The organism is Rhizobium skierniewicense Ch11 (assembly GCF_023757665.1).
Lineage (GTDB): Bacteria > Pseudomonadota > Alphaproteobacteria > Rhizobiales > Rhizobiaceae > Agrobacterium > Agrobacterium skierniewicense.
This window is the reverse complement of record NZ_RXPG01000006.1, coordinates 89188-107277: the sequence shown is the minus strand read 5'-3', so window position 1 is coordinate 107277 and position 18090 is coordinate 89188. Positions and strand designations below refer to the sequence as shown.

18 protein-coding genes are annotated in these 18090 nt (G+C 56.6%); 11 read left to right on the top strand and 7 right to left on the bottom strand.

Features of this window, described 5'->3' with window-relative positions; all coding sequences use genetic code 11:
- Positions 1-12 precede the first annotated feature (12 nt).
- Positions 13-2211, bottom strand: a complete 2199-nt coding sequence (locus EKM04_RS06745; RefSeq protein ID WP_183897517.1) for a molybdopterin oxidoreductase family protein — start codon at positions 2209-2211, stop codon at positions 13-15.
- Between the two features lie 17 nt (positions 2212-2228).
- On the opposite strand from EKM04_RS06745, the gene EKM04_RS06740 reads away from it, so the two are divergent.
- Complete coding sequence (locus EKM04_RS06740; RefSeq protein WP_183897516.1) at positions 2229-3074, top strand: 23S rRNA (adenine(2030)-N(6))-methyltransferase RlmJ; 846 nt, start codon at positions 2229-2231, stop codon at positions 3072-3074.
- Here the strand turns inward: EKM04_RS06740 and EKM04_RS06735 are convergent, their stop codons facing one another.
- Entirely contained in the window at positions 3075-4031 is a 957-nt protein-coding gene (locus EKM04_RS06735) for a lysylphosphatidylglycerol synthase domain-containing protein (protein WP_183897515.1), read from the bottom strand.
- Positions 4032-4235: 204 nt separating this feature from the next.
- Here EKM04_RS06735 and EKM04_RS06730 point away from each other — a divergent pair, with 204 nt between their 5' ends.
- Positions 4236-4970 carry a ribonuclease T2 family protein gene (locus EKM04_RS06730; RefSeq protein ID WP_183897514.1) on the top strand — a complete coding sequence of 245 codons (735 nt, stop codon included), beginning with the start codon at positions 4236-4238 and terminating at the stop codon, positions 4968-4970.
- Between the two features lie 18 nt (positions 4971-4988).
- Positions 4989-5585 (top strand): glutathione S-transferase, encoded by a 597-nt coding sequence (locus EKM04_RS06725; RefSeq protein WP_174152614.1) that lies wholly within the window; start codon positions 4989-4991, stop codon positions 5583-5585.
- A gap of 102 nt (positions 5586-5687) precedes the next feature.
- On the opposite strand, the gene EKM04_RS06720 is transcribed toward EKM04_RS06725, so the two are convergent.
- On the bottom strand, positions 5688-6347 hold the full coding sequence (locus EKM04_RS06720; protein ID WP_183897513.1) for an outer membrane protein: 660 nt from the start codon (positions 6345-6347) through the stop codon (positions 5688-5690).
- A gap of 368 nt (positions 6348-6715) precedes the next feature.
- Between EKM04_RS06720 and EKM04_RS06715 the strand changes: the two genes are divergently transcribed.
- The 5 genes from EKM04_RS06715 (at position 6716) to EKM04_RS06695 (ending at position 10930) form a co-directional block, all read left to right on the top strand.
- On the top strand, positions 6716-7483 hold the full coding sequence (locus tag EKM04_RS06715) for an SDR family oxidoreductase (RefSeq protein WP_412762996.1): 768 nt from the start codon (positions 6716-6718) through the stop codon (positions 7481-7483).
- Positions 7480-9522, top strand: coding sequence for an excinuclease ABC subunit UvrC (gene uvrC, locus EKM04_RS06710; RefSeq protein ID WP_183897512.1), 2043 nt, complete (start codon positions 7480-7482; stop codon positions 9520-9522). The genes EKM04_RS06715 and uvrC overlap by 4 nt, the downstream gene beginning before the upstream one ends.
- 101 nt (positions 9523-9623) lie before the next feature.
- Positions 9624-10211: a CDP-diacylglycerol--glycerol-3-phosphate 3-phosphatidyltransferase gene (gene pgsA / locus EKM04_RS06705; protein ID WP_183897511.1), complete on the top strand. Its 588-nt coding sequence runs from the start codon at positions 9624-9626 to the stop codon at positions 10209-10211.
- On the top strand, positions 10211-10465 hold the full coding sequence (gene moaD, locus EKM04_RS06700; RefSeq protein ID WP_183897535.1) for a molybdopterin converting factor subunit 1: 255 nt from the start codon (positions 10211-10213) through the stop codon (positions 10463-10465). The genes pgsA and moaD overlap by 1 nt, the downstream gene beginning before the upstream one ends.
- A gap of 3 nt (positions 10466-10468) precedes the next feature.
- The gene (locus tag EKM04_RS06695; RefSeq protein WP_183897510.1) at positions 10469-10930 is read left to right on the top strand and encodes a molybdenum cofactor biosynthesis protein MoaE; all 462 of its coding nucleotides are present in this window, start codon (positions 10469-10471) and stop codon (positions 10928-10930) included.
- On the opposite strand, the gene EKM04_RS06690 is transcribed toward EKM04_RS06695, so the two are convergent.
- Positions 10927-11823: a branched-chain amino acid ABC transporter permease gene (locus tag EKM04_RS06690; RefSeq protein ID WP_183897509.1), complete on the bottom strand. Its 897-nt coding sequence runs from the start codon at positions 11821-11823 to the stop codon at positions 10927-10929. The genes EKM04_RS06695 and EKM04_RS06690 overlap by 4 nt on opposite strands.
- 59 nt (positions 11824-11882) lie before the next feature.
- Here EKM04_RS06690 and EKM04_RS06685 point away from each other — a divergent pair, with 59 nt between their 5' ends.
- Together EKM04_RS06685 and EKM04_RS06680 are read left to right on the top strand one after the other, a co-directional pair.
- Positions 11883-12431, top strand: coding sequence for a CGNR zinc finger domain-containing protein (locus EKM04_RS06685; protein WP_183897508.1), 549 nt, complete (start codon positions 11883-11885; stop codon positions 12429-12431).
- Positions 12431-12934, top strand: coding sequence for a hypothetical protein (locus EKM04_RS06680; RefSeq protein WP_183897507.1), 504 nt, complete (start codon positions 12431-12433; stop codon positions 12932-12934). The genes EKM04_RS06685 and EKM04_RS06680 overlap by 1 nt, the downstream gene beginning before the upstream one ends.
- 127 nt (positions 12935-13061) lie before the next feature.
- Here EKM04_RS06680 and ndk read toward each other — a convergent pair whose 3' ends face one another.
- Positions 13062-13484, bottom strand: a complete 423-nt coding sequence (ndk, locus tag EKM04_RS06675; protein ID WP_045231849.1) for a nucleoside-diphosphate kinase — start codon at positions 13482-13484, stop codon at positions 13062-13064.
- Between the two features lie 101 nt (positions 13485-13585).
- Positions 13586-14278 carry a glutathione S-transferase family protein gene (locus EKM04_RS06670; RefSeq protein WP_183897506.1) on the bottom strand — a complete coding sequence of 231 codons (693 nt, stop codon included), beginning with the start codon at positions 14276-14278 and terminating at the stop codon, positions 13586-13588.
- A 205-nt stretch (positions 14279-14483) separates the two neighbouring features.
- Here EKM04_RS06670 and EKM04_RS06665 point away from each other — a divergent pair, with 205 nt between their 5' ends.
- Complete coding sequence (locus EKM04_RS06665; RefSeq protein WP_174152604.1) at positions 14484-16367, top strand: ABC-F family ATP-binding cassette domain-containing protein; 1884 nt, start codon at positions 14484-14486, stop codon at positions 16365-16367.
- 14 nt (positions 16368-16381) lie between these two features.
- Here EKM04_RS06665 and EKM04_RS06660 read toward each other — a convergent pair whose 3' ends face one another.
- The gene (locus EKM04_RS06660) at positions 16382-17731 is read right to left on the bottom strand and encodes a glycosyltransferase family 2 protein (RefSeq protein ID WP_183897505.1); all 1350 of its coding nucleotides are present in this window, start codon (positions 17729-17731) and stop codon (positions 16382-16384) included.
- Positions 17732-18090: the final 359 nt, after the last annotated feature.

Here is an 18090-nt window from a genome sequence, read left to right as displayed (position 1 = left end):
TCCGTATTCCCGTCAAAATGTCTTAAGCCAAACCTTGTTGTCATGAAACGCTGCGCCGCCATAGGGCGCAACTGCGTCCCCACCCGTCAGCACATTGATGCCTTCGCCGTCCAGATGCGCCTTGTTGGGCCACAATCCCTCGGCAATCAGCACACCTGTCTTTGCCCCCTCCACAATCTTCGCATGAATGCGCAACTGCCCGCGTCCATTGCCGATCTGCACGATATCGCCATCCGCTACGTTCAAACGTGCGGCATCGGCAGGGCAGATCATCAGCTCAGGACGACCTTCCTTCTGGACGGACGTCTTCGTCTCGGCAAAGGTCGAGTTCAGAAAGTTGCGCGCGGGCGATGTCGCCAGCCGGAACGGATGCTCGGCATCGGCCACTTCGATGACATCCACCTGATCCGGGAACTTCGGAAGCTGTGCAAACGGCCCCATGACCGGCACATTCTTCGGTGGCTTGTTGGGGGACGGACCGTTCTCCCAATCCGGGCTAAAGCGGAATTTGCCATCCGCGTAGCCGAAGCCTTCGAGGTAATGCGCGACCTCGAACGGCGGTTGCGCGTCGATCCATTTCTCTTCGGCAAGGCTGTCGAAATCACCCCAGCCACCCGGGTTCAGAATGAGATCGATATGCTCCCGCTCGGTCTTGCCGAAACCCGGCATGTGCGAAACGCCGAGGCGCTTGGCAAGTTCTTCGATCACGAACAGATTGGTCCGCACGGTGTCCGGCGGCTCCACCAGTTTCGGCCCGAGCAGAATATGGTTCTGACCACCCGCGCGATAGATATCGTCGTGCTCGAGGAACATGGTGGCCGGCAACACGATATCGGCCATTTCAGCCGTCTCGGTCATGAATTGCTCATGCACGGCAACAAAGAGATCGTCGCGCGCGAACCCCTGTTTGACCAGCCGCTGCTCGGGGCAGACATTCACCGGATTGGTGTTCTGGATCAGCAGCGCCGTCACCGGCCCGCCATAGCGCAAGGCCTGCGCATCGCCGGTCAGAACGCGACCGATCTGGGATTGATCGAGTTGCCTGACGTTGGGATCGGCATAGGCGGTGCCCATTAGTTCGGCCTTGTTCAGCCGGAAGATGTCGCCATTGTTGTGGAACGCACCGCCGCCCTCGTATTGCCAGGAGCCGAGCACTGTCGCGATGGACAGCGCCGCATGCATGGCGACCGCCCCGTTGCGCTGGCGGGCAAAGCCGTAGCCCAGACGGAAGAAGCTTTTCTGTGTGGTGCCGACGAGCCTTGCGAAGGCCTCGATTTCCTCAACTGAAAGCCCGGTAATCTCTGCGGCCCATTGCGGCGTCTTTGATGCAAGATGCGCTTCAAGCCCGGCAGGATCATCCGCGAATTTGGCCATATAGGCACGGTCGGCATAACTATCGCGAAAGGCGATGTGCATCACGGCACAAGCCAGGGCAGCATCCGTTCCGGGCCGCACGATCAGCTTCATATCCGCCTGTTTCATGGTCGGATTGTCATAGATATCGACGACCACGATCTTGGCGCCACGCTCCTTGCGGGCTCTGATCGCGTGGGTCATGACGTTGACCTGCGTGGCAACCGCATTGGTGCCCCAGATGACGACGACATCGGCCTTTGCCATCTCGCGCGGGTCGGGACCGCGCAGAGCGCCGGTGCCCATCACGTAACCGGTCCAGGCCATGTTGGTGCAGATGGAACCGAAAAAGCCGGAATATTTCTTGGCGTGGCGCAGCCGCTCTATGCTGTCGCGCTGTACCTGCCCCATGGTTCCGGCATAAAAATACGGCCAGATGGCTTCTGCACCATGCTTTGCTTCCGCCTTGACGAAAGCATTGGCAATCTCATCCAGCGCATCGTCCCAATGGATCTCCTGCCAGTCGCCCGCGCCTTTGGCACCTTGGCGGCGCTTAGGCGTCAGCAACCTGTCGGGATGATAGATACGCTCGGAATAGCGTGCCACCTTGGCGCAGATGACACCGGCCGTGTAGGTGTTGGAATTGGCACCCCTCACGCGGCCAATACGACCATCCGTGGTGATGTCGACCTCCAGTGCGCAGGCGCTTGGACAGTCATGGGGACAAACGGTGTGGCCGATGCTGAGAGCACCGGTCACGGCTTTGGCGGAAATCGGTGTCGCATCGTTCATTGCTTTTGTATATTGCAAAGCGGTGAAGGCCAAAAGGCCGAAGTGATCACCATCAAGAATATTCATAAAAGGCATCGGCGCGCATGAACTATCGGCACATCTACCACGCTGGCAATTTTGCCGATGTCCTCAAGCATGCGGTCCTGGCGCGGCTCGTGCGCTATCTGCAAAACAAGGACAAGGCCTTTCGCGTTCTGGATACCCATGCGGGCACAGGCCTCTATGACCTGTCATCAGAGGAAGCGCAGAAGACCGGGGAATGGCAGACCGGCATTGGTAAGGTGCTGGAGGCGGATTTGTCGCCAGCGGTGGCGGAACTGCTGGAGCCTTACCTAACGGCGGTGAAAGACCTCAATCCAGACGGCGGCCTGCAATACTACCCCGGCTCGCCGAAGCTCGCGCGCATGCTGTTTCGTCCGCAGGACCGGCTGTCGGCCATGGAACTGCACCCGGATGATTTCCGAGCCTTGTCACGCCTTTTCGAAAGTGATTATCAGGCACGCGTGACGGAGCTGGATGGCTGGCTTTCACTGGGTGCGCATCTGCCGCCAAAGGAAAAGCGCGGCCTTGTGCTGGTCGATCCGCCATTCGAGAAAGAAAATGAATATGAGCGGATGGCTGAAGGCTTTCACAAGGCCTATCGCCGCTTTTCAACCGGCACCTATTGCCTGTGGTATCCCCTGAAGAAGGGCGCTCCGATCAAGGACTTCCACGAGCGTCTGCAATCCTACGACATTCCCAAAATTCTGTGCGCGGAACTGTCGGTTCGCAGCGACCGGCTGGACGGCCTCAGCGGCTCCGGTCTCATCATTGTCAATCCGCCCTTCACCCTGAAGGATGAGCTGCACACGCTCCTGCCGGTTCTGAAAACCATCATGGCACAGGATCGATATGCGTCGCAGCGCGCGTTCTGGCTGCGCGGAGAATAGCTACTTCTGCTCCGCACAACGCTCTTTTCGCTCCGCCACGGCCAGTTGTGATCTCTCGAAAAAGAGAATGATGAACAGGCCGAAGATGAACGGAATAATGAGATAGAATAGACGAAACACCAGAAGTGCCGCAATAACGTCTGCCGGGTTCATATCCGGCAGTCCGGTGACAAAGACCAGCTCCAGAACGCCGAGCCCGCCTGGCGCATGGGAAATCAGGGCTGCTGAGAATGACACCAGGAAGATACCCAGGATGATCATGAAGCCGGGGTTTCCCGCCTCCGGCAGGGCGAAGTAGATGATGCCCGCCGCGCCCAGCAATTCGATCGGACCGATGACCAGTTGCTGGATGACGAGGCGCGGCACCGGGTAAAACAGCGTGAAGGAGCCGATCTTCAGTGGCCTCAGCTTCATCAGACTGCCGATAACGTACAATCCGACGATGGCAAGCAGGATAAAGCCGGTCGTCCGCGATGCTTCCACGGGCAGAATATCGACAAAGCGCTCGGTAATGTCGGGCTCGTAAACCAGCACGAGACCGATCAGCATGATGGTGCCGATAGCGAAGGTGAAGGAGCAGAGAGCGACGAGAACGCCGATTTCCGCGACGCTCAGGCCCTTCGAGGTATAGGCCCGGTACCTGACGACTGCGCCGGAGAAGACCGACGCTCCCACATTATGCGACAACGCATAGGTGGTAAACGACGTCAGCGTGATGAAAATCCAGCCGACCTTGCGCTTGAGATGTTGAAGCGCGATGCGATCGTATCCGGCCAAGGCGGCATAGGCGACAAGCGTGCATAGACCGGACATGAACCAGTGGTGCGGATCAATTGCGACAAGGCTTTCCCAGACGTCATCGAGCGAAAGGTGTCGCAATTCCTTGTAAAGCAGCCATATGGAAAAACCGATGGTTGCCACGCCGACGAGCGGCCAGATGTATTTCTTCCATTTCATACGGACATGCCCGGGTATTCTCCTCTACCGGCAGCGTGGCGACTGACGGATTCGCAGAGCTTAGTCGTTATTCAAGCATTGTGACAACTAAGACTGTGGCCCTGTTTGATTTTTCGAAGGCCTGTTTGCCATATGGGCGAGATGGTATAAAACCCCATATATATCAAGACTTCGTCATTGCCGCGTGGAAAGACAGTTGGCCCGATGAAACAATATGCCGGTTTTATCGCGTTGGCCGCACTCGCGCTTGCCGCAGCAGGCTGGATGAGGTTTGGCCAGCCCTCTCAAAACGCACCGGCACCTCAGGAAACCGAACGAACCGAACCGGCGACGGCTTCCCCCGCAAACGCTGCCCCGCGCGCGCAAGGCTCTGGTTTCGATTTTTATGTCCTGTCGCTGTCATGGTCGCCAGCATTTTGCGCCAGCGACGCAGGCCGCAACAGCCGTCAGCAATGTGGTACGGATCGCAGGCACGGGTTTATCGTCCATGGCCTGTGGCCACAAAACGCGTCCGGTTATCCAGAATTTTGTGGCAAGGACCGTAACGAGCGTGTCCCGGATGCGCTGGGTCGCGCGATGTTCGACATCATGCCGTCGATGGGCCTCATCGGGCATCAGTGGCGCAAGCATGGAACATGCAGCGGGCTGTCACAGTCCGATTATCTGGACACCATCCGCGCCGCCTATCAGCGCGTTACCTTGCCGAAAGAGATCGCGTCAGGCACGGCACCTCGAACACTGTCTGCAGACGCCATTGAAAGTGCGTTCATCTCGGTCAATCCTGCCATGACGAAGCAGGGCATCGCCATCAGTTGTGACGGGCCAAAGCTGGAAGAGGTGCGCATCTGCATGAACAAGGATCTCAGCTTTCGTACCTGTCCACAGGTCGATCGCAGAGGTTGCCAGTCCAACGCCGCTGACATCATTCCCATCCGTTAAACGCCAAAGGTAGACACTATGGAATTGCTTTACTCGCCCGCTTCCCCCTATTCCGCGAAAGCCCGCATGGCATCGCGCTATCTCGGGCTCGACGTCACGGCTGTCCGCGTCGACACAAACGCAGAGCCTGCTTCCCTGATGGACAACAACCCACTCGGAAAAATTCCAGTTCTGCTGCTGGACGGCGGTGGTTCTGTCTATGACAGCGTCGCCATCATGCATTATCTCAACAGGCTTTCCGGCCATAAGCTCTATCCGAAGAAGGATCAGAAACGCACCGAAGCAGAGGTGCTGGAAGCCCTGTGCGATGGAATCACGGATTGCCTTCTCGCCATCGTCTATGAACGCCGCTCGCGCCCGGAAGAGAAGGTCCACCAGCCGTGGATCGACAAGCAATGGTCAAAGGTTGTGAAGGGGCTCGATTATCTCAACGCCAACCTGCCGAAGACAGGCAAGAAACTGCACGGGGGCCACTTCGCTCTCGCAGCCATGATCAGCTATCTCGAGTTGCGTTTTGCAGGCGAGTGGGCTGATGGTCGCAAGACGCTGGCGGACTGGCCGGAAACATTTAGCAAAAGCTTCAAGGACTATGCTGAAATGAAGGCTTCGGCGTAATCGTCAAAGTCTAACACACGGCAAAAGTCGCATGTCTCTGGATGGCAGATACAAAAAAGCCGGGGCGAAACCCCGGCTTTTCCGATTTAATCCGTTGAAGGATTAGAACTTTACGCCGATACCAGCCTTGACGCTGTGATCGTCGAAGCCGCGTGAAACGGTTCCGGAGTCAAGCGAGAAGTCCTTGTCCTGGTAATCGCTGTAGCGATATTCGACGCGGGCGGTGATGTTGCTGGTCACCATGGCTTCAACACCGGCACCAACCGTGTAGCCGAGTGCTGTTGCGTTGTCGCTGGATGTCGAGTTGCTGACCTTGTTGTCAGAGATCGCGAGACCACCTGTGCCGTACAGCAGGAACGGGTTCATGTCGTAACCAACGCGGGCACGAATAGAGCCATTGACGCCCTGCTTGCCGTCAAGCGATTCGCCCAGGTTGCCTGTACCGGCAGAACCCTTTTCGTCGCCGAGGTTGACGTCGGCTTCTGCACCGTAGACCAGCTGGCCGTTCTGCCAGTTATAACCGCCGTAGAGACCGCCGCCGAAGCCGTCGGCATCACGATCGCCGCCGTTGTTGGTGAAACGACCCCAGTCGTAGTTACCAGTAGCACCGAGATACGCGCCGGACCAGTTGCTGATCGGTGCTGGCTGCTCGTAAGCGACAGGTGCCTGCGGCACTTCGTTCACAGCGTCGGCTGCCTTCGCTGCCGAAAATGCCGCAGCTGCCATTGTGGTCGCCATTAGTGTTGCAACGATAGTACGCATGCTATTCTCCTTTTCAAACCCGCGGGGTGCTCAAACACTTGTTCCCAAACGCGGTGTAAAACAGTTGGTTCCCTGCCCGTCTGACAATCAAAATGATGGGTGATTGAGGAGATCACACAGCCAAAATGTGAATTGATTGGGGCAGCGTCGTGACGGAAATGGGACGTTGCTAAAATGACACAAAAATCTATTAAGGATAATGAGGCGTTAACTGAAGAACAGTCAGACTTTACATGTATTTAAATGAAATTACTTCGACTGCATCGTCAGGGCTTAAATCTGTATAATGAGCGCCTGCTCTGGGCAAACTTGGATTTTTCGCTTTATATCGGGCGCTGAAACCGATGTCAGCAATGTGCAGGTCAGCCTTGAACGAGAATATACCCAAAACCGTCTTGATCACCGGCGCCGCCCGACGCATGGGCCGCGCAATAGCGGAATATCTTGCTGCAGAAGGCTTTGCGGTTGCTCTGCACGCTCGCTCATCGATGGATGAGGCTGAGGCTTTCGCTAACACAATACGGCAAAATGGTGGAAAAGCCGCCGTTGTTCAGGCCGACCTCGAAAATATCGAGTCGACGGAAAAATTGATGGAAAGCGCACATTCAGCGCTCGGACCCATCGGCGTTCTGGTCAATAACGCATCCGTGTTCCGCCATGACAGCCTGGAAGATTTCGATTCTGCGGCATTTGATGCGCATTTTGCGGTGCACGTGCGCGCGCCGTCCATTTTGGGCTCGGCTCTGGTCAAGCAGCTGCCTGAGAACGCGTCGGGCCTGATCGTCAACGTCATCGATCAGCGTGTACTCAAGCTCACCCCTCGCTTCTATTCCTATACTCTGTCGAAATCCGCGATGTGGACGGCGACGAAAACCATGGCGCAGAGCCTTGCACCGCGGGTGCGGGTCAACGCCATCGGCCCCGGCCCTTCCTTCCAAAGTGCAAGACAGGCGCCTGAGGACTTTCAGGCGCAGATCGACGCCCTTATATTAAAGCGTGGGCCGACCCCGGACGAATTCGGGCGGACCGTTCGCTTTCTATATGACACACCGTCGATGACCGGCCAGATGATCGCACTCGATGGTGGCCAGCACCTGGGCTGGAAAACCCCTGATGTGGCGGAGATAACGGAATGAACGGAAAGAAGCTGCCGGATGGCGGTGTTCTCTTCGACGACAATGATGACGACGATGACGATGTAACCTCTTCCATCTCTGTCGTGGCGGCGGATGGCATCGTCGTACCCGTAGACTGGAATGCCGGATGGCAAAACGAATCCGGCCTCAAAGGCATGGAGCTGATCGCCGAATTCGTCAAACATTTGCCGAACAATCCCGGCGTTTACCGCATGTTCAACGAAGCGGGCGACGTGATGTATGTGGGCAAGGCGCGCTCGCTGAAAAAGCGCGTCGGCAATTACGCCCAGGGACGTTTCCATTCCAACCGCATCGGCCAGATGGTGCGCCTGACGACGCATATGGAATTCGTGACGACCCGCACGGAAATCGAAGCGCTGTTGCTGGAAGCGAATCTGATCAAGCGCTTGCGTCCACGCTTTAATGTTCTGCTTCGTGACGACAAGTCCTTTCCCTATATTCTCATCACAGCGGACAATCGCGCTCCCGCCATTTTCAAACATCGCGGCGCCCGCGCCCGAAAGGGTGATTATTTCGGACCTTTCGCTTCAGCAGGCGCTGTCGGCCGAACGATCAATTCGCTGCAACGGGCCTTTCTCATTCGAACCTGTACCGACAGTGTTTTTGAAAGCCGCACCCGTCCCTGTCTTCTTCACCAGATCAAGCGCTGTTCGGCGCCCTGTACCCATGAGATCAGCGACGAGGGCTATGCGGAACTGGTGAAAGAGGCGAAGGACTTTCTCTCCGGCAAGAGCCAGAGCGTCAAGGCGACGATTGCATCGCAGATGAACGAGGCGTCCGACGATCTGGATTTCGAACGCGCTGCCGTCTATCGCGACCGGCTGGCGGCGCTTTCCCACGTGCAGAGCCATCAGGGCATCAACCCCGCCGGGATTGAAGAAGCGGATGTCTTCGCCATTCACCACGAGGGCGGCATATCCTGTATTCAGGTGTTCTTTTTCCGCACCGGGCAGAACTGGGGCAACCGCGCCTATTTCCCCAAGGCGGACCCATCGCTTCCCAGCTCCGAAATCCTTTCGGCCTTTCTGGCGCAATTCTACGACGACAAGCCGGTGCCGAAGCAAATTCTGCTGTCCGAAGTGGTGGAGGAGCAGGATCTGCTCGCCGCCGCGCTTGCGGAAAAGGCGAACCACAAAGTCAGCATCTCGGTGCCGCAGCGCGGAGAGAAGAAGGATGTCGTCGATCATGTTCTGGGCAATGCGCGTGAAGCCCATGGCCGCAAGCTTGCCGAAACATCGTCACAGGCCAGACTGCTGAAGGGCTTTGCAGAAACCTTCGCCCTGCCCTATGTGCCTCGCCGCATCGAGATCTATGACAATTCCCACATGATGGGAACCAATGCCGTCGGCGGCATGGTCGTGGCAGGACCCGATGGCTTCACCAAGAGCCACTATCGCAAGTTCAACATCAAATCGACCGACATCACTCCGGGCGACGATTTCGGCATGATGCGCGAAGTCATGACGCGCCGCTTTTCGCGCCTGCTGAAAGAAGACGGACGGCCAGACCGCAGCCAGACCGTATCGCCGGAAGATGCCGCCGACACGCCGTTCCCCGCATGGCCGGACGTTATTCTCATCGATGGCGGCCAGGGGCAGATGACGGCGGTGCGGACCATACTGGACGAACTCGGCATCCGTGATTGCGTCACCGCCATCGGTGTCGCCAAGGGCGTGGATCGCGATGCAGGCCGCGAACGCTTCTTCACCGATAGCCGAAGCGACTTCTCCTTGCCGCCGCGCGACCCTGTCCTTTATTTCGTTCAGCGCCTTCGGGACGAGGCACACCGTTTCGCCATCGGCTCTCACCGCGCCCGCCGCAAGAAGGAATTGATTAAAAATCCGCTGGATGAAATCAGCGGGATTGGCCCCGGCCGCAAACGGGCGTTGCTGCAACATTTCGGCACCGCAAAGGCTGTGTCGCGTGCGGCCTTGAGTGACCTCATGGTGGTCGCTGGAATTTCAGAAGCCGTTGCCAGGCAGGTTTACAATCACTTCCATGAGAGCGGTAAAGAGTGACGCGATGCTTTCAGGCTGCACCTGCAAAAAAACACAATGAGGTGTTGACGCTTACGTGCTAGGGCTGCAACAACGCATTGACATCGAATGACAGGTTCCCAATGGCTTCGCGCACCTACAATATCCCGAATCTTCTGACCTACGCCCGCATTCTGGCGGTACCGGTCATCGTGTTGTGCTTCTACATCGAAGGGAAACTCGAGAGTTCGGATTTCGCGCGCTGGACGGCACTCTGGCTTTTCATTGTCGCCTCGCTGACGGACTTTCTCGACGGTTACCTCGCGCGCATCTGGAACCAGACGTCGAACATCGGGCGGATGCTGGACCCCATCGCAGACAAGCTGCTGATCGCCTCGATCCTGCTGCTTTTGGCCGCGGATGGCACCATCGCTGGCTGGTCTCTGTGGGCCGCGATTACCATCCTTTGCCGCGAAATTCTGGTGTCGGGCCTGCGCGAATATCTCGCTGCCCTGAAAGTCTCGGTTCCGGTTACACAGATCGCAAAATGGAAGACCACGATCCAGATGGTGGCCATCGCGTTTCTTCTGGCCGGTCCGGCGGGGGACAAGGTGCTCCCTTACACGACCGAAATGGGCATCGGTCTGCTGTGGATTGCCGCAGCGCTGACGATCTACACCGGCTATGACTATTTCAAAGCTGGCCTCAAGCACATCGTGGATGAGGAATGATGGTCCATATCGTCTATTTCGCCTGGGTCCGAGAGCGGATCGGCAAGTCGGAAGAGAATATCGACCTCCCCGCAAACGTGACAACTGCGCGGGAATTGATCAGCTATCTCACGACGCTTGGAGACGAATACGAAGCTGCGTTCGAATTTCCGGACGTGATCCGCGTTGCGGTCAATCAGGAACACATCGATCCCGGTGAGAGCATCCTGGGCGCGCGCGAAATCGGCATCTTCCCACCGATGACCGGCGGCTGATCATTGGAGATCCAGCCGACCATTCGCGTACAGGCGCAGGATTTCGATGCCGCAGTCGAAGCGCGGCTTCTGAGGAACACCGATAAGTCCATCGGTGCCATCGTCACCTTCACCGGCCTTTGCCGTGATGACGGCGGTACGCTATCCGCCCTGGAACTGGAGCACTATCCCGGCATGGCGGAAGCAGAAATGCTGCGGATTGCGTCGCTCGCCATCGACCGTTTCGACCTTCTCGGCCTCACCGCCATTCACCGTTACGGCAAAATCGCCACCGGCGACAACATCGTCCTCGTCATCGCCGCCTCCCGCCACCGGCAGGCGGCCTTCGATGGTGCGAATTTCGTGATGGATTATCTTAAGACCGCCGCACCGTTCTGGAAGAAAGAACATGGCAAGGATGGAACGTCTGGCAACTGGATAACAGCCAGAGACGCGGACGAAAGCGCCAAGGATAAATGGCGTTAGAGTGGCTTACGCTCACGCCGTGTCGCGACGAGCCATAAAACCAGCATGGCGAGAACTGCCGCATCCCGCCAAGCGACGGGCCCGTAAGAGGCCCAGAATGTTTCGCCGAAGCCGATAGCGGCGGCTCCTGCGGCGCATTTGAGCGGGCTGGTATATCCACCGGCAGCGGAAATCAGCACCACTTTCAGACCGAACACCAGCCCCGCGCCAAAATCCATATTGCCATAATAGAACGTTGCGAGCACGCCGCAGATCGAGGCAAAGAGCGCTGCCGCGCCATAGGACACCAGAAAAATGCGCGCGGAATTGATGCCGAGCAGAGAGGCGGCAGATGCGTCCTCGGACACGGCTTTCCAGTATCGACCCAAACTGGATTTTTTCAGAAACACAAATCCGCCGACAACCATCGTCAGAAAGACAGAGGCATTGATGGTCTGCATCGGGGTGGTGGTCACAGCGAAATCAGCGCTTTGCCAGAGATGAATTGGATCATTCAGAAAAGGCGGCAGCCAAAGCGAGCGTGTGTTTGCGGCAAGCCGTGCACTTTCCATCAGCGCAATCAACGTGCCGATGGAAGCCACCGTGACGGCATTGGGGGAAGCTGCGGCCAGCGGTCGCATGACGGCCCGTCCGATGAAGATGCCAGCCCAGAGCCCGCCCAGAAGGCCAGCCGCAGCACCAAGCGCCAAAGTTGCCGGCAGAATGAGCCAGAGTTGGTTCCAACCGAAATCAGCAAACAAGAGGCTCGTCAGTCCGGCGAACGCAAAGATGGCGCCGAAGGTCACGTCGGCGCGCTTGGTGATACAGAACGCGATCGCATAACCAAAGGCAAGCGCAGCATAGAGTGCGGCCACAGGCACGGCATTGACAAGTTGCTGAAGAAAATAAGCCATACGATCCCCCAGCCACTTTTATAACTGGTAAAATGATTTTTGCTAGTTATGTTTGTGAGATGAACTTTAGCTGGACACCCCATCGTTTTGTCGGAGGCGCATTGGCGCTCGATGTCGCCAACAGCGTCATTCTGCGCTTCGACCACGAAAAATCAGTGGACCGCTTTGCGGATCCTGAGCAGCTGGCGAGCTTTTGCGCAGCAGCTGCTCTCATGTCGGCAGAGCGTGAGAGATTGCCTGCGCTCGTGCCACCCTTACCCGAAGACCGGCACTCCCTCATCGATCTGCGCGAGGCGACTGATCGGTATTTCCGCCGGTTGATTGAAACAGGTGCGGATGACGATCATCTTCTGGCAGATCTTCTCATGGCGTCTGCCACATCGCTCAAAACCGCGCGAACCAAACAATGCCTTCAGGCTGCAACGGCCCGTTCCGTGCTGACCCTTCTGGCGGGACCGAATCGACAGCGCTTACGGATCTGCGGGAATTGTGGCTGGCTTTTCATCGATCGCAGCAAAAACCGCAGCCGTATCTGGTGCGACATGGCTGTCTGCGGCAATCGCCAGAAGGCGGCCAAGCACTACAGGCGAAAAAAGGAGACGGCTTGATGAAGGGGCTCGTCGCTCTTATTACCGCCGCTCTCCTGCTAGCAGCCTGCCAACGTGAAGAGCAGCGGGATATGGTCAGCGTGTCCGGCCGCATGTTCGTCTTCAATTATCGTGTGGCCACGGCGACCTATCTGGTGACGCTTCAGCCAACGTCCCCCATCAAAGACGGAAGCACCATCGAAGCCAGCTTCGAAAACCCGCGTGGCGGCGATCCTTTTGCCATCACCGAAAAGCTGCTTCCCAAAAATCTGAGGATCGTGTTGCAGAGTCCCCCGGTAGAATGCGTCAGAGAAGGCCGTCCTTACGCGGTCACGATACGCATACGAGCGCCGGATGGTCATGTCATGCAAACCATAGACACAAGTGTCACGTCGGATACCGATCAGTCTCTGCTGCCCGCAAAACCTTTGGTCGTTGGCCCGCTCTACACGCCAAACCCGCATGTGTTCAAAGCCGATGGGACGACAGATATGGCACCTGTTCAAGGATGTCCGGCACATTGATCATGGCTTTGCCCTTGCCGCGACGCATGGGCACAAAAAAACGGAGCCGAACGGCCCCGTCTTTCATTATATTCAATAGCTTGAAGACCGGGCCTCATAGAATGAGTCCGTCTCTTCGGAAACTGAATCAGCCGACGATTTCGGTTTCTGCGAACCAGTAGGCGATTTCCTGAGCGGCGGTTTCAGGAGCATCGGAACCGTGCACGGAGTTTTCGCCGATTGACAGGGCGAAGCTCTTGCGGATCGTGCCTTCGTCTGCGTTTGCAGGGTTGGTCGCACCCATGATTTCGCGGTTCTTGAGGATGGCGTTTTCGCCTTCCAGAACCTGAACGATGGTCGGGCCGGATGTCATGCCGTCGACCAGTTCGCCGAAGAAAGGACGTTCCTTGTGAACGGCGTAGAAGCCTTCCGCTTCGCGCTTGCTCATCCAGACGCGCTTGGATGCGATGATGCGCAGGCCGTTGTCTTCGAATACCTTGGTGATGGCACCCGTGAGGTTACGCTTGGTTGCGTCCGGCTTGATCATCGAAAATGTGCGTTCAATCGCCATGTGTCCGTATCCTTATTCTTGAAGAAAGTGGGCGGTGTTTACCCGCCCGAAGACCTGAAAACAAGGGGTATGGCCAGATTTGACAACGCGCCTGTCACATTTCACGCCGCCGTCACACTTCGCCCGCGTGCGCCATGCAGGTCGAGGCAGCGCTCGAACCAGTCGCGGACCGGATCGTTTCGACCAAAGATGTCTGCGCCTGAAATGACGCGGACCCATTGCAGCGCGCCGAAAACGATGTAATCCGCAAACAACGGGCTTTCGCCGCCGATAAAGGGCTGAAAGCCCAGCATGCGACGGATGGGCTCTAGTTTCGCCGGAAAGGCGGCGATCTCGGCGTCACGATTGGCCGTCACCTCTTCGAGCGTCTTTCCAAAAAGCCTGGTACGGCTTTCGCGGAAGTAGTTGCGATCCTGCTCGTCCAGAATGTCGTGAATATCGACCACCGCAAATTTGGCGATAGCCGGATGCAGCGTGGTCTGTGACCAGCTTTCCACAAAGCGAGCCAACGACTTGCCGCCCTCGCCATTGAACAACGACGGCGCATCCGGATAGGCATCGTCCAGGTAAAGGGCGATCTCAAAGCTGTCCTTTACCAGCCGGTCACCATCACGAAGGATCGGCACGGTTTTCGAAAAGCCGTTCTCCACGCCCGGAATGGCCGTGAACGCCATAGGACGCTCTTCGAAATCCAATCCCTTGTGCGCCAGTGAAAGAACCGTTTTCCAGCAATGGGGAGAAAACGGGCGGCTGTTGTCACTGCCGCACAGCGAATAGAGAGTTCTGGAGGTCATGATCGGTCCTTTCGAAGCGTCTGGATGGGGTCATACAAACAGGCGCTCCCCATTTAATCAAATAACGAAAACTGATGACACCCATCAACACGACGTCGGGCTTGGCCCCTCCTGCCCTTCGCGGGAAAGAGACCAGCGCATAAACGGGGGAAACTGTGGCTTTCGCGCTCTTGCGTTCACAACTGAGTTCGGCCAAAACGGCGCCATGATTACCATCTCAGACGTTTCCGCCCGTATTGCCGGGCGCCTTCTCCTCGATCACGCCAGCGTGTCGCTTCCAGCGGGCACGAAGGCTGGCCTCGTGGGCCGCAATGGCGCGGGCAAATCCACCCTTTTTCGCATCATCACCGGCGATCTTGGCGCTGAAACCGGCGAGGTCTTCATTCCCAAGAATGCCCGCATGGGACAGGTCGCGCAGGAGGCACCGGCCACGGAGGAAAGCCTGATCGACATCGTGCTGGCCGCCGACAAGGAACGCGCGGCCCTGATGCTGGAATCAGAGACCGCGACCGATCCGGGTCGCATTGCAGATATCCAGATGCGCCTTGTCGATATCGACGCGCATTCGGCCGAAGCGCGCGCCTCCAGCATTCTGGCCGGTCTCGGCTTTGATCAGGACGCCCAGCTTCGTCCGGCCTCGTCTTTCTCCGGCGGTTGGCGCATGCGCGTGGCGCTGGCGTCCGTTCTGTTTGCCGAGCCGGACCTGCTGCTGCTGGACGAACCGACCAACTATCTCGACCTTGAAGGCACCTTGTGGCTGGAAGATTATATCCGCCGCTATCCCTACACCGTCATCATCATCAGCCATGACCGCGATCTCCTGAACAACGCCGTCAATGCGATCGTGCATCTGGACCAGAAGAAGTTGACCTTCTATCGCGGCGGATACGACCAATTCGAGCGTCAGAAGGCCGAAGCCGACGAATTGCAGACCAAGGCCAAGGTCAAGAACGATGCGGCCCGCAAGCATTTGCAGAGCTTCATTGATCGCTTCAAGGCAAAAGCCTCCAAAGCCAAGCAGGCGCAGAGCCGCGTGAAAGCACTTGAGCGCATGGGTACGGTCTCGTCGGTCATCGAAGACCACGTCCAGCCGATCACCTTTCCGGAACCGGAAAAGCAGCCCGCCTCGCCCATCGTCGCCATCAACGGCGGCGCAGTTGGTTACGAACCGGGCAAACCGATCCTCAAGGGTCTGAACCTGCGCATCGACAATGACGACCGCATCGCGCTGTTGGGTTCGAATGGCAACGGCAAATCGACCTTCGCCAAGTTCATCTCCGGGCGTCTTGCCCCGGAAACAGGTGATCTGCGGCTGGCACCATCGCTGAAGATCGGCTTCTTCGCACAGCACCAGCTGGATGATCTCGTGCCGGAAGACAATCCGGTCGAGCATGTGCGCAAGCTGATGCCGCAGGCACCGGAAGCCAAGGTGCGTGCCCGCGTGGCGCAGATGGGTCTGGCAACAGAGAAGATGGCAACGCCCGCCAAGGACTTGTCCGGCGGTGAAAAGGCGCGTCTGTTGATGGGTCTGGCTGCGTTCCATGCGCCTAACCTGCTCATCCTCGACGAGCCGACCAACCATCTGGATATCGACAGCCGCCGCGCGCTGATCGAAGCGCTGAACGATTATAATGGTGCGGTCATCCTCATCTCGCATGATCGTCACCTGATCGAAGCAACCGTTGACCGTCTGTGGCTCGTCAACAATGGCACGGTGACGACATTCGAAGGCGATATGGATGAATATCGCGACCTCATTGTCTCCTCGGGTAAAAAAAAAGACGAAAAAATTGAAGTCGTCCTAGACGGCGCTTCAAAGGCGGACCAACGCAAGGCGAATGCTGAAAAGCGCGCCTCGCTCGCTCCCCTCAAGAAAAAGATCAACGATATCGAGTCGTTGACAGCAAAGCTTGAGAAGCTGATTCAGGCGCTTGACAGGGAGCTTGGAGACGCGAGCCTTTACGAAAAGGCTCCGGCCAAGGCCGCACTGAAAGTCAAGGAGCGCGGAGAAGCCGCAGCCAAACTCTCCGAGGCGGAGGAGCAGTGGCTGCTGCTTTCCAGTGAATATGAAGAGGCAATGGCGGGCTAGGTCCCGCCACGCTGTCAGGAGCCAGGCATTTCGATTCGTCCAGAGCGACGAAGAATACCCCATTCGACCCGTCCCCCAGACACATACCGGTAGAGCGCCTTCAAGGTGGAGTAGTAAAGGATCTGCCTGAACATGAAACGTTGGCTGACGTAATACAGGAACGGAAACCTGTCCTGCCGGTAATCCAGCTTATAAGCGATCAGCCCATAGGCTATTTCTATGATCATATGCACTGCCATATAAAAAAACACAAAGTGAAAAACCGGGGCTCCTTCACCGATGCCAGTCAGCAACTGGAATAAGAATGTCGCCAGTGACGCCAGCGCCACAAAGTCCACGATCGGAGAGACAAGCGCGGCGACCACTTGAAACAGCCATACCTGCGGTATGGCGATTAATGCGATACCCGCTGAGAACCGGTCTCGACGGATTGACGTGTGCTTCAAAAGGCACTGAAGCGTTCCATACGACCAGCGCAATCGCTGCTTGATAAAATCCCGAACGGTGTCAGGTGCCTCCGTCCAGGCTATCGCAGATGGCTCATACAAGGCTTTCCAGCCCATACGTTGAAGAAGGATCGTCAAATCCTGATCTTCAGCGATCGTGTCTTCAGGAAAGCCGCCGGCATCCAATATTGCCTGCCTGCGCCAGGCTCCGACAGCACCGGAAACGACCATCATGGCGCTCAGCGAGGAAAGGGCTATCCGCTCCATATTCTGCGACGTCACATATTCCACCGACTGCCAACCGGTGAGAATGTTATGCCGGTTGCCGACCTTCACGTTACCCGCAACAACCCCGACGGAGGGATAGCCGAAATGTTGAAGCAATCGAACCACGGTTTCGGGTTCGAAATGCGTGTCTGCGTCGAGCGCTATGATGACGTCGCTCGTGGCCAGACGCATGCCATGGTTCAGCGCCGCTGCCTTGCCGGCGTTGGGTTGGGTAACAAGTGTCACCCGCTCGTCGTGACCAAAGTTCTCAAGCACGCGAGCGGCTGTTTCATCCGACGACCCATCATCGATCACGATAATGTCCGGCAGAATGTTCCTGCTTTCAAGAAGCCTCGTTATCGTACCGACAATGACTTTTTCTTCATTGTGGCACGGGATGATGACGCTGATCATCTCTTGATTCTGATCATCCCAGACTCTGCCCGAGGTCTGGCTCCCTGCCTGTTCGGAAACGGCTCGTAGGCGTATTCCCAATGCCGCTAGAACGAGTATTCGACCCAATCCTAGCGCCATCATACTGATTAAGAACCACCTCAAAATTTTCTCGAAAATTGATATTTCCAGATTATTATCAATTGATTTTGAATATGAAACCGTTACTCCCAGCAAAATAAAATACAAATAAAACAAAAAAACAACAAAACGTAAAGAATGAGGGTGGATTTCTCCACCCTCTGAATTTTTATATTCATAGTTACAAAACCTATCTTAATAAAAATGTATTCTTAAAAAAATTTATACGTATATCCGCACGATATCTAAAATATTTACTGCGTGCTTACTTTCTAAAATTAGTCTATGCTTTAAGTGACGGTTGTGAATTACCGTCACCTTTATGTACACCAGAAGAAGCAAACCATCAAGTTAACACTTTTTGGTTGCAGTTATAAATAACGCTCTACGATTCAACCACTTAGAACATTGCTCATGTCCGGCCGAAAAAAAGTGATCGATCAGGGTTTGGAAAAGCCGCATTCCCTTCGGGCAAA

Excerpts from the sequence above, each read along its gene's own strand:
- EKM04_RS06745 (WP_183897517.1), bottom strand. The coding sequence starts at position 2,211 with ATGAATATTCTTGATGGTGATCACTTCGGCCTTTTGGCCTTCACCGCT.
- EKM04_RS06740 (WP_183897516.1), top strand. The coding sequence starts at position 2,229 with ATGAACTATCGGCACATCTACCACGCTGGCAATTTTGCCGATGTCCTC.
- EKM04_RS06735 (WP_183897515.1), bottom strand. The coding sequence starts at position 4,031 with ATGAAATGGAAGAAATACATCTGGCCGCTCGTCGGCGTGGCAACCATC.
- EKM04_RS06730 (WP_183897514.1), top strand. The coding sequence starts at position 4,236 with ATGAAACAATATGCCGGTTTTATCGCGTTGGCCGCACTCGCGCTTGCC.
- EKM04_RS06725 (WP_174152614.1), top strand. The coding sequence starts at position 4,989 with ATGGAATTGCTTTACTCGCCCGCTTCCCCCTATTCCGCGAAAGCCCGC.
- EKM04_RS06720 (WP_183897513.1), bottom strand. The coding sequence starts at position 6,347 with ATGCGTACTATCGTTGCAACACTAATGGCGACCACAATGGCAGCTGCG.
- uvrC (WP_183897512.1), top strand. The coding sequence starts at position 7,480 with ATGAACGGAAAGAAGCTGCCGGATGGCGGTGTTCTCTTCGACGACAAT.
- pgsA (WP_183897511.1), top strand. The coding sequence starts at position 9,624 with ATGGCTTCGCGCACCTACAATATCCCGAATCTTCTGACCTACGCCCGC.
- moaD (WP_183897535.1), top strand. The coding sequence starts at position 10,211 with ATGGTCCATATCGTCTATTTCGCCTGGGTCCGAGAGCGGATCGGCAAG.
- EKM04_RS06690 (WP_183897509.1), bottom strand. The coding sequence starts at position 11,823 with ATGGCTTATTTTCTTCAGCAACTTGTCAATGCCGTGCCTGTGGCCGCA.
- EKM04_RS06685 (WP_183897508.1), top strand. The coding sequence starts at position 11,883 with ATGAACTTTAGCTGGACACCCCATCGTTTTGTCGGAGGCGCATTGGCG.
- EKM04_RS06680 (WP_183897507.1), top strand. The coding sequence starts at position 12,431 with ATGAAGGGGCTCGTCGCTCTTATTACCGCCGCTCTCCTGCTAGCAGCC.
- ndk (WP_045231849.1), bottom strand. The coding sequence starts at position 13,484 with ATGGCGATTGAACGCACATTTTCGATGATCAAGCCGGACGCAACCAAG.
- EKM04_RS06670 (WP_183897506.1), bottom strand. The coding sequence starts at position 14,278 with ATGACCTCCAGAACTCTCTATTCGCTGTGCGGCAGTGACAACAGCCGC.
- EKM04_RS06665 (WP_174152604.1), top strand. The coding sequence starts at position 14,484 with ATGATTACCATCTCAGACGTTTCCGCCCGTATTGCCGGGCGCCTTCTC.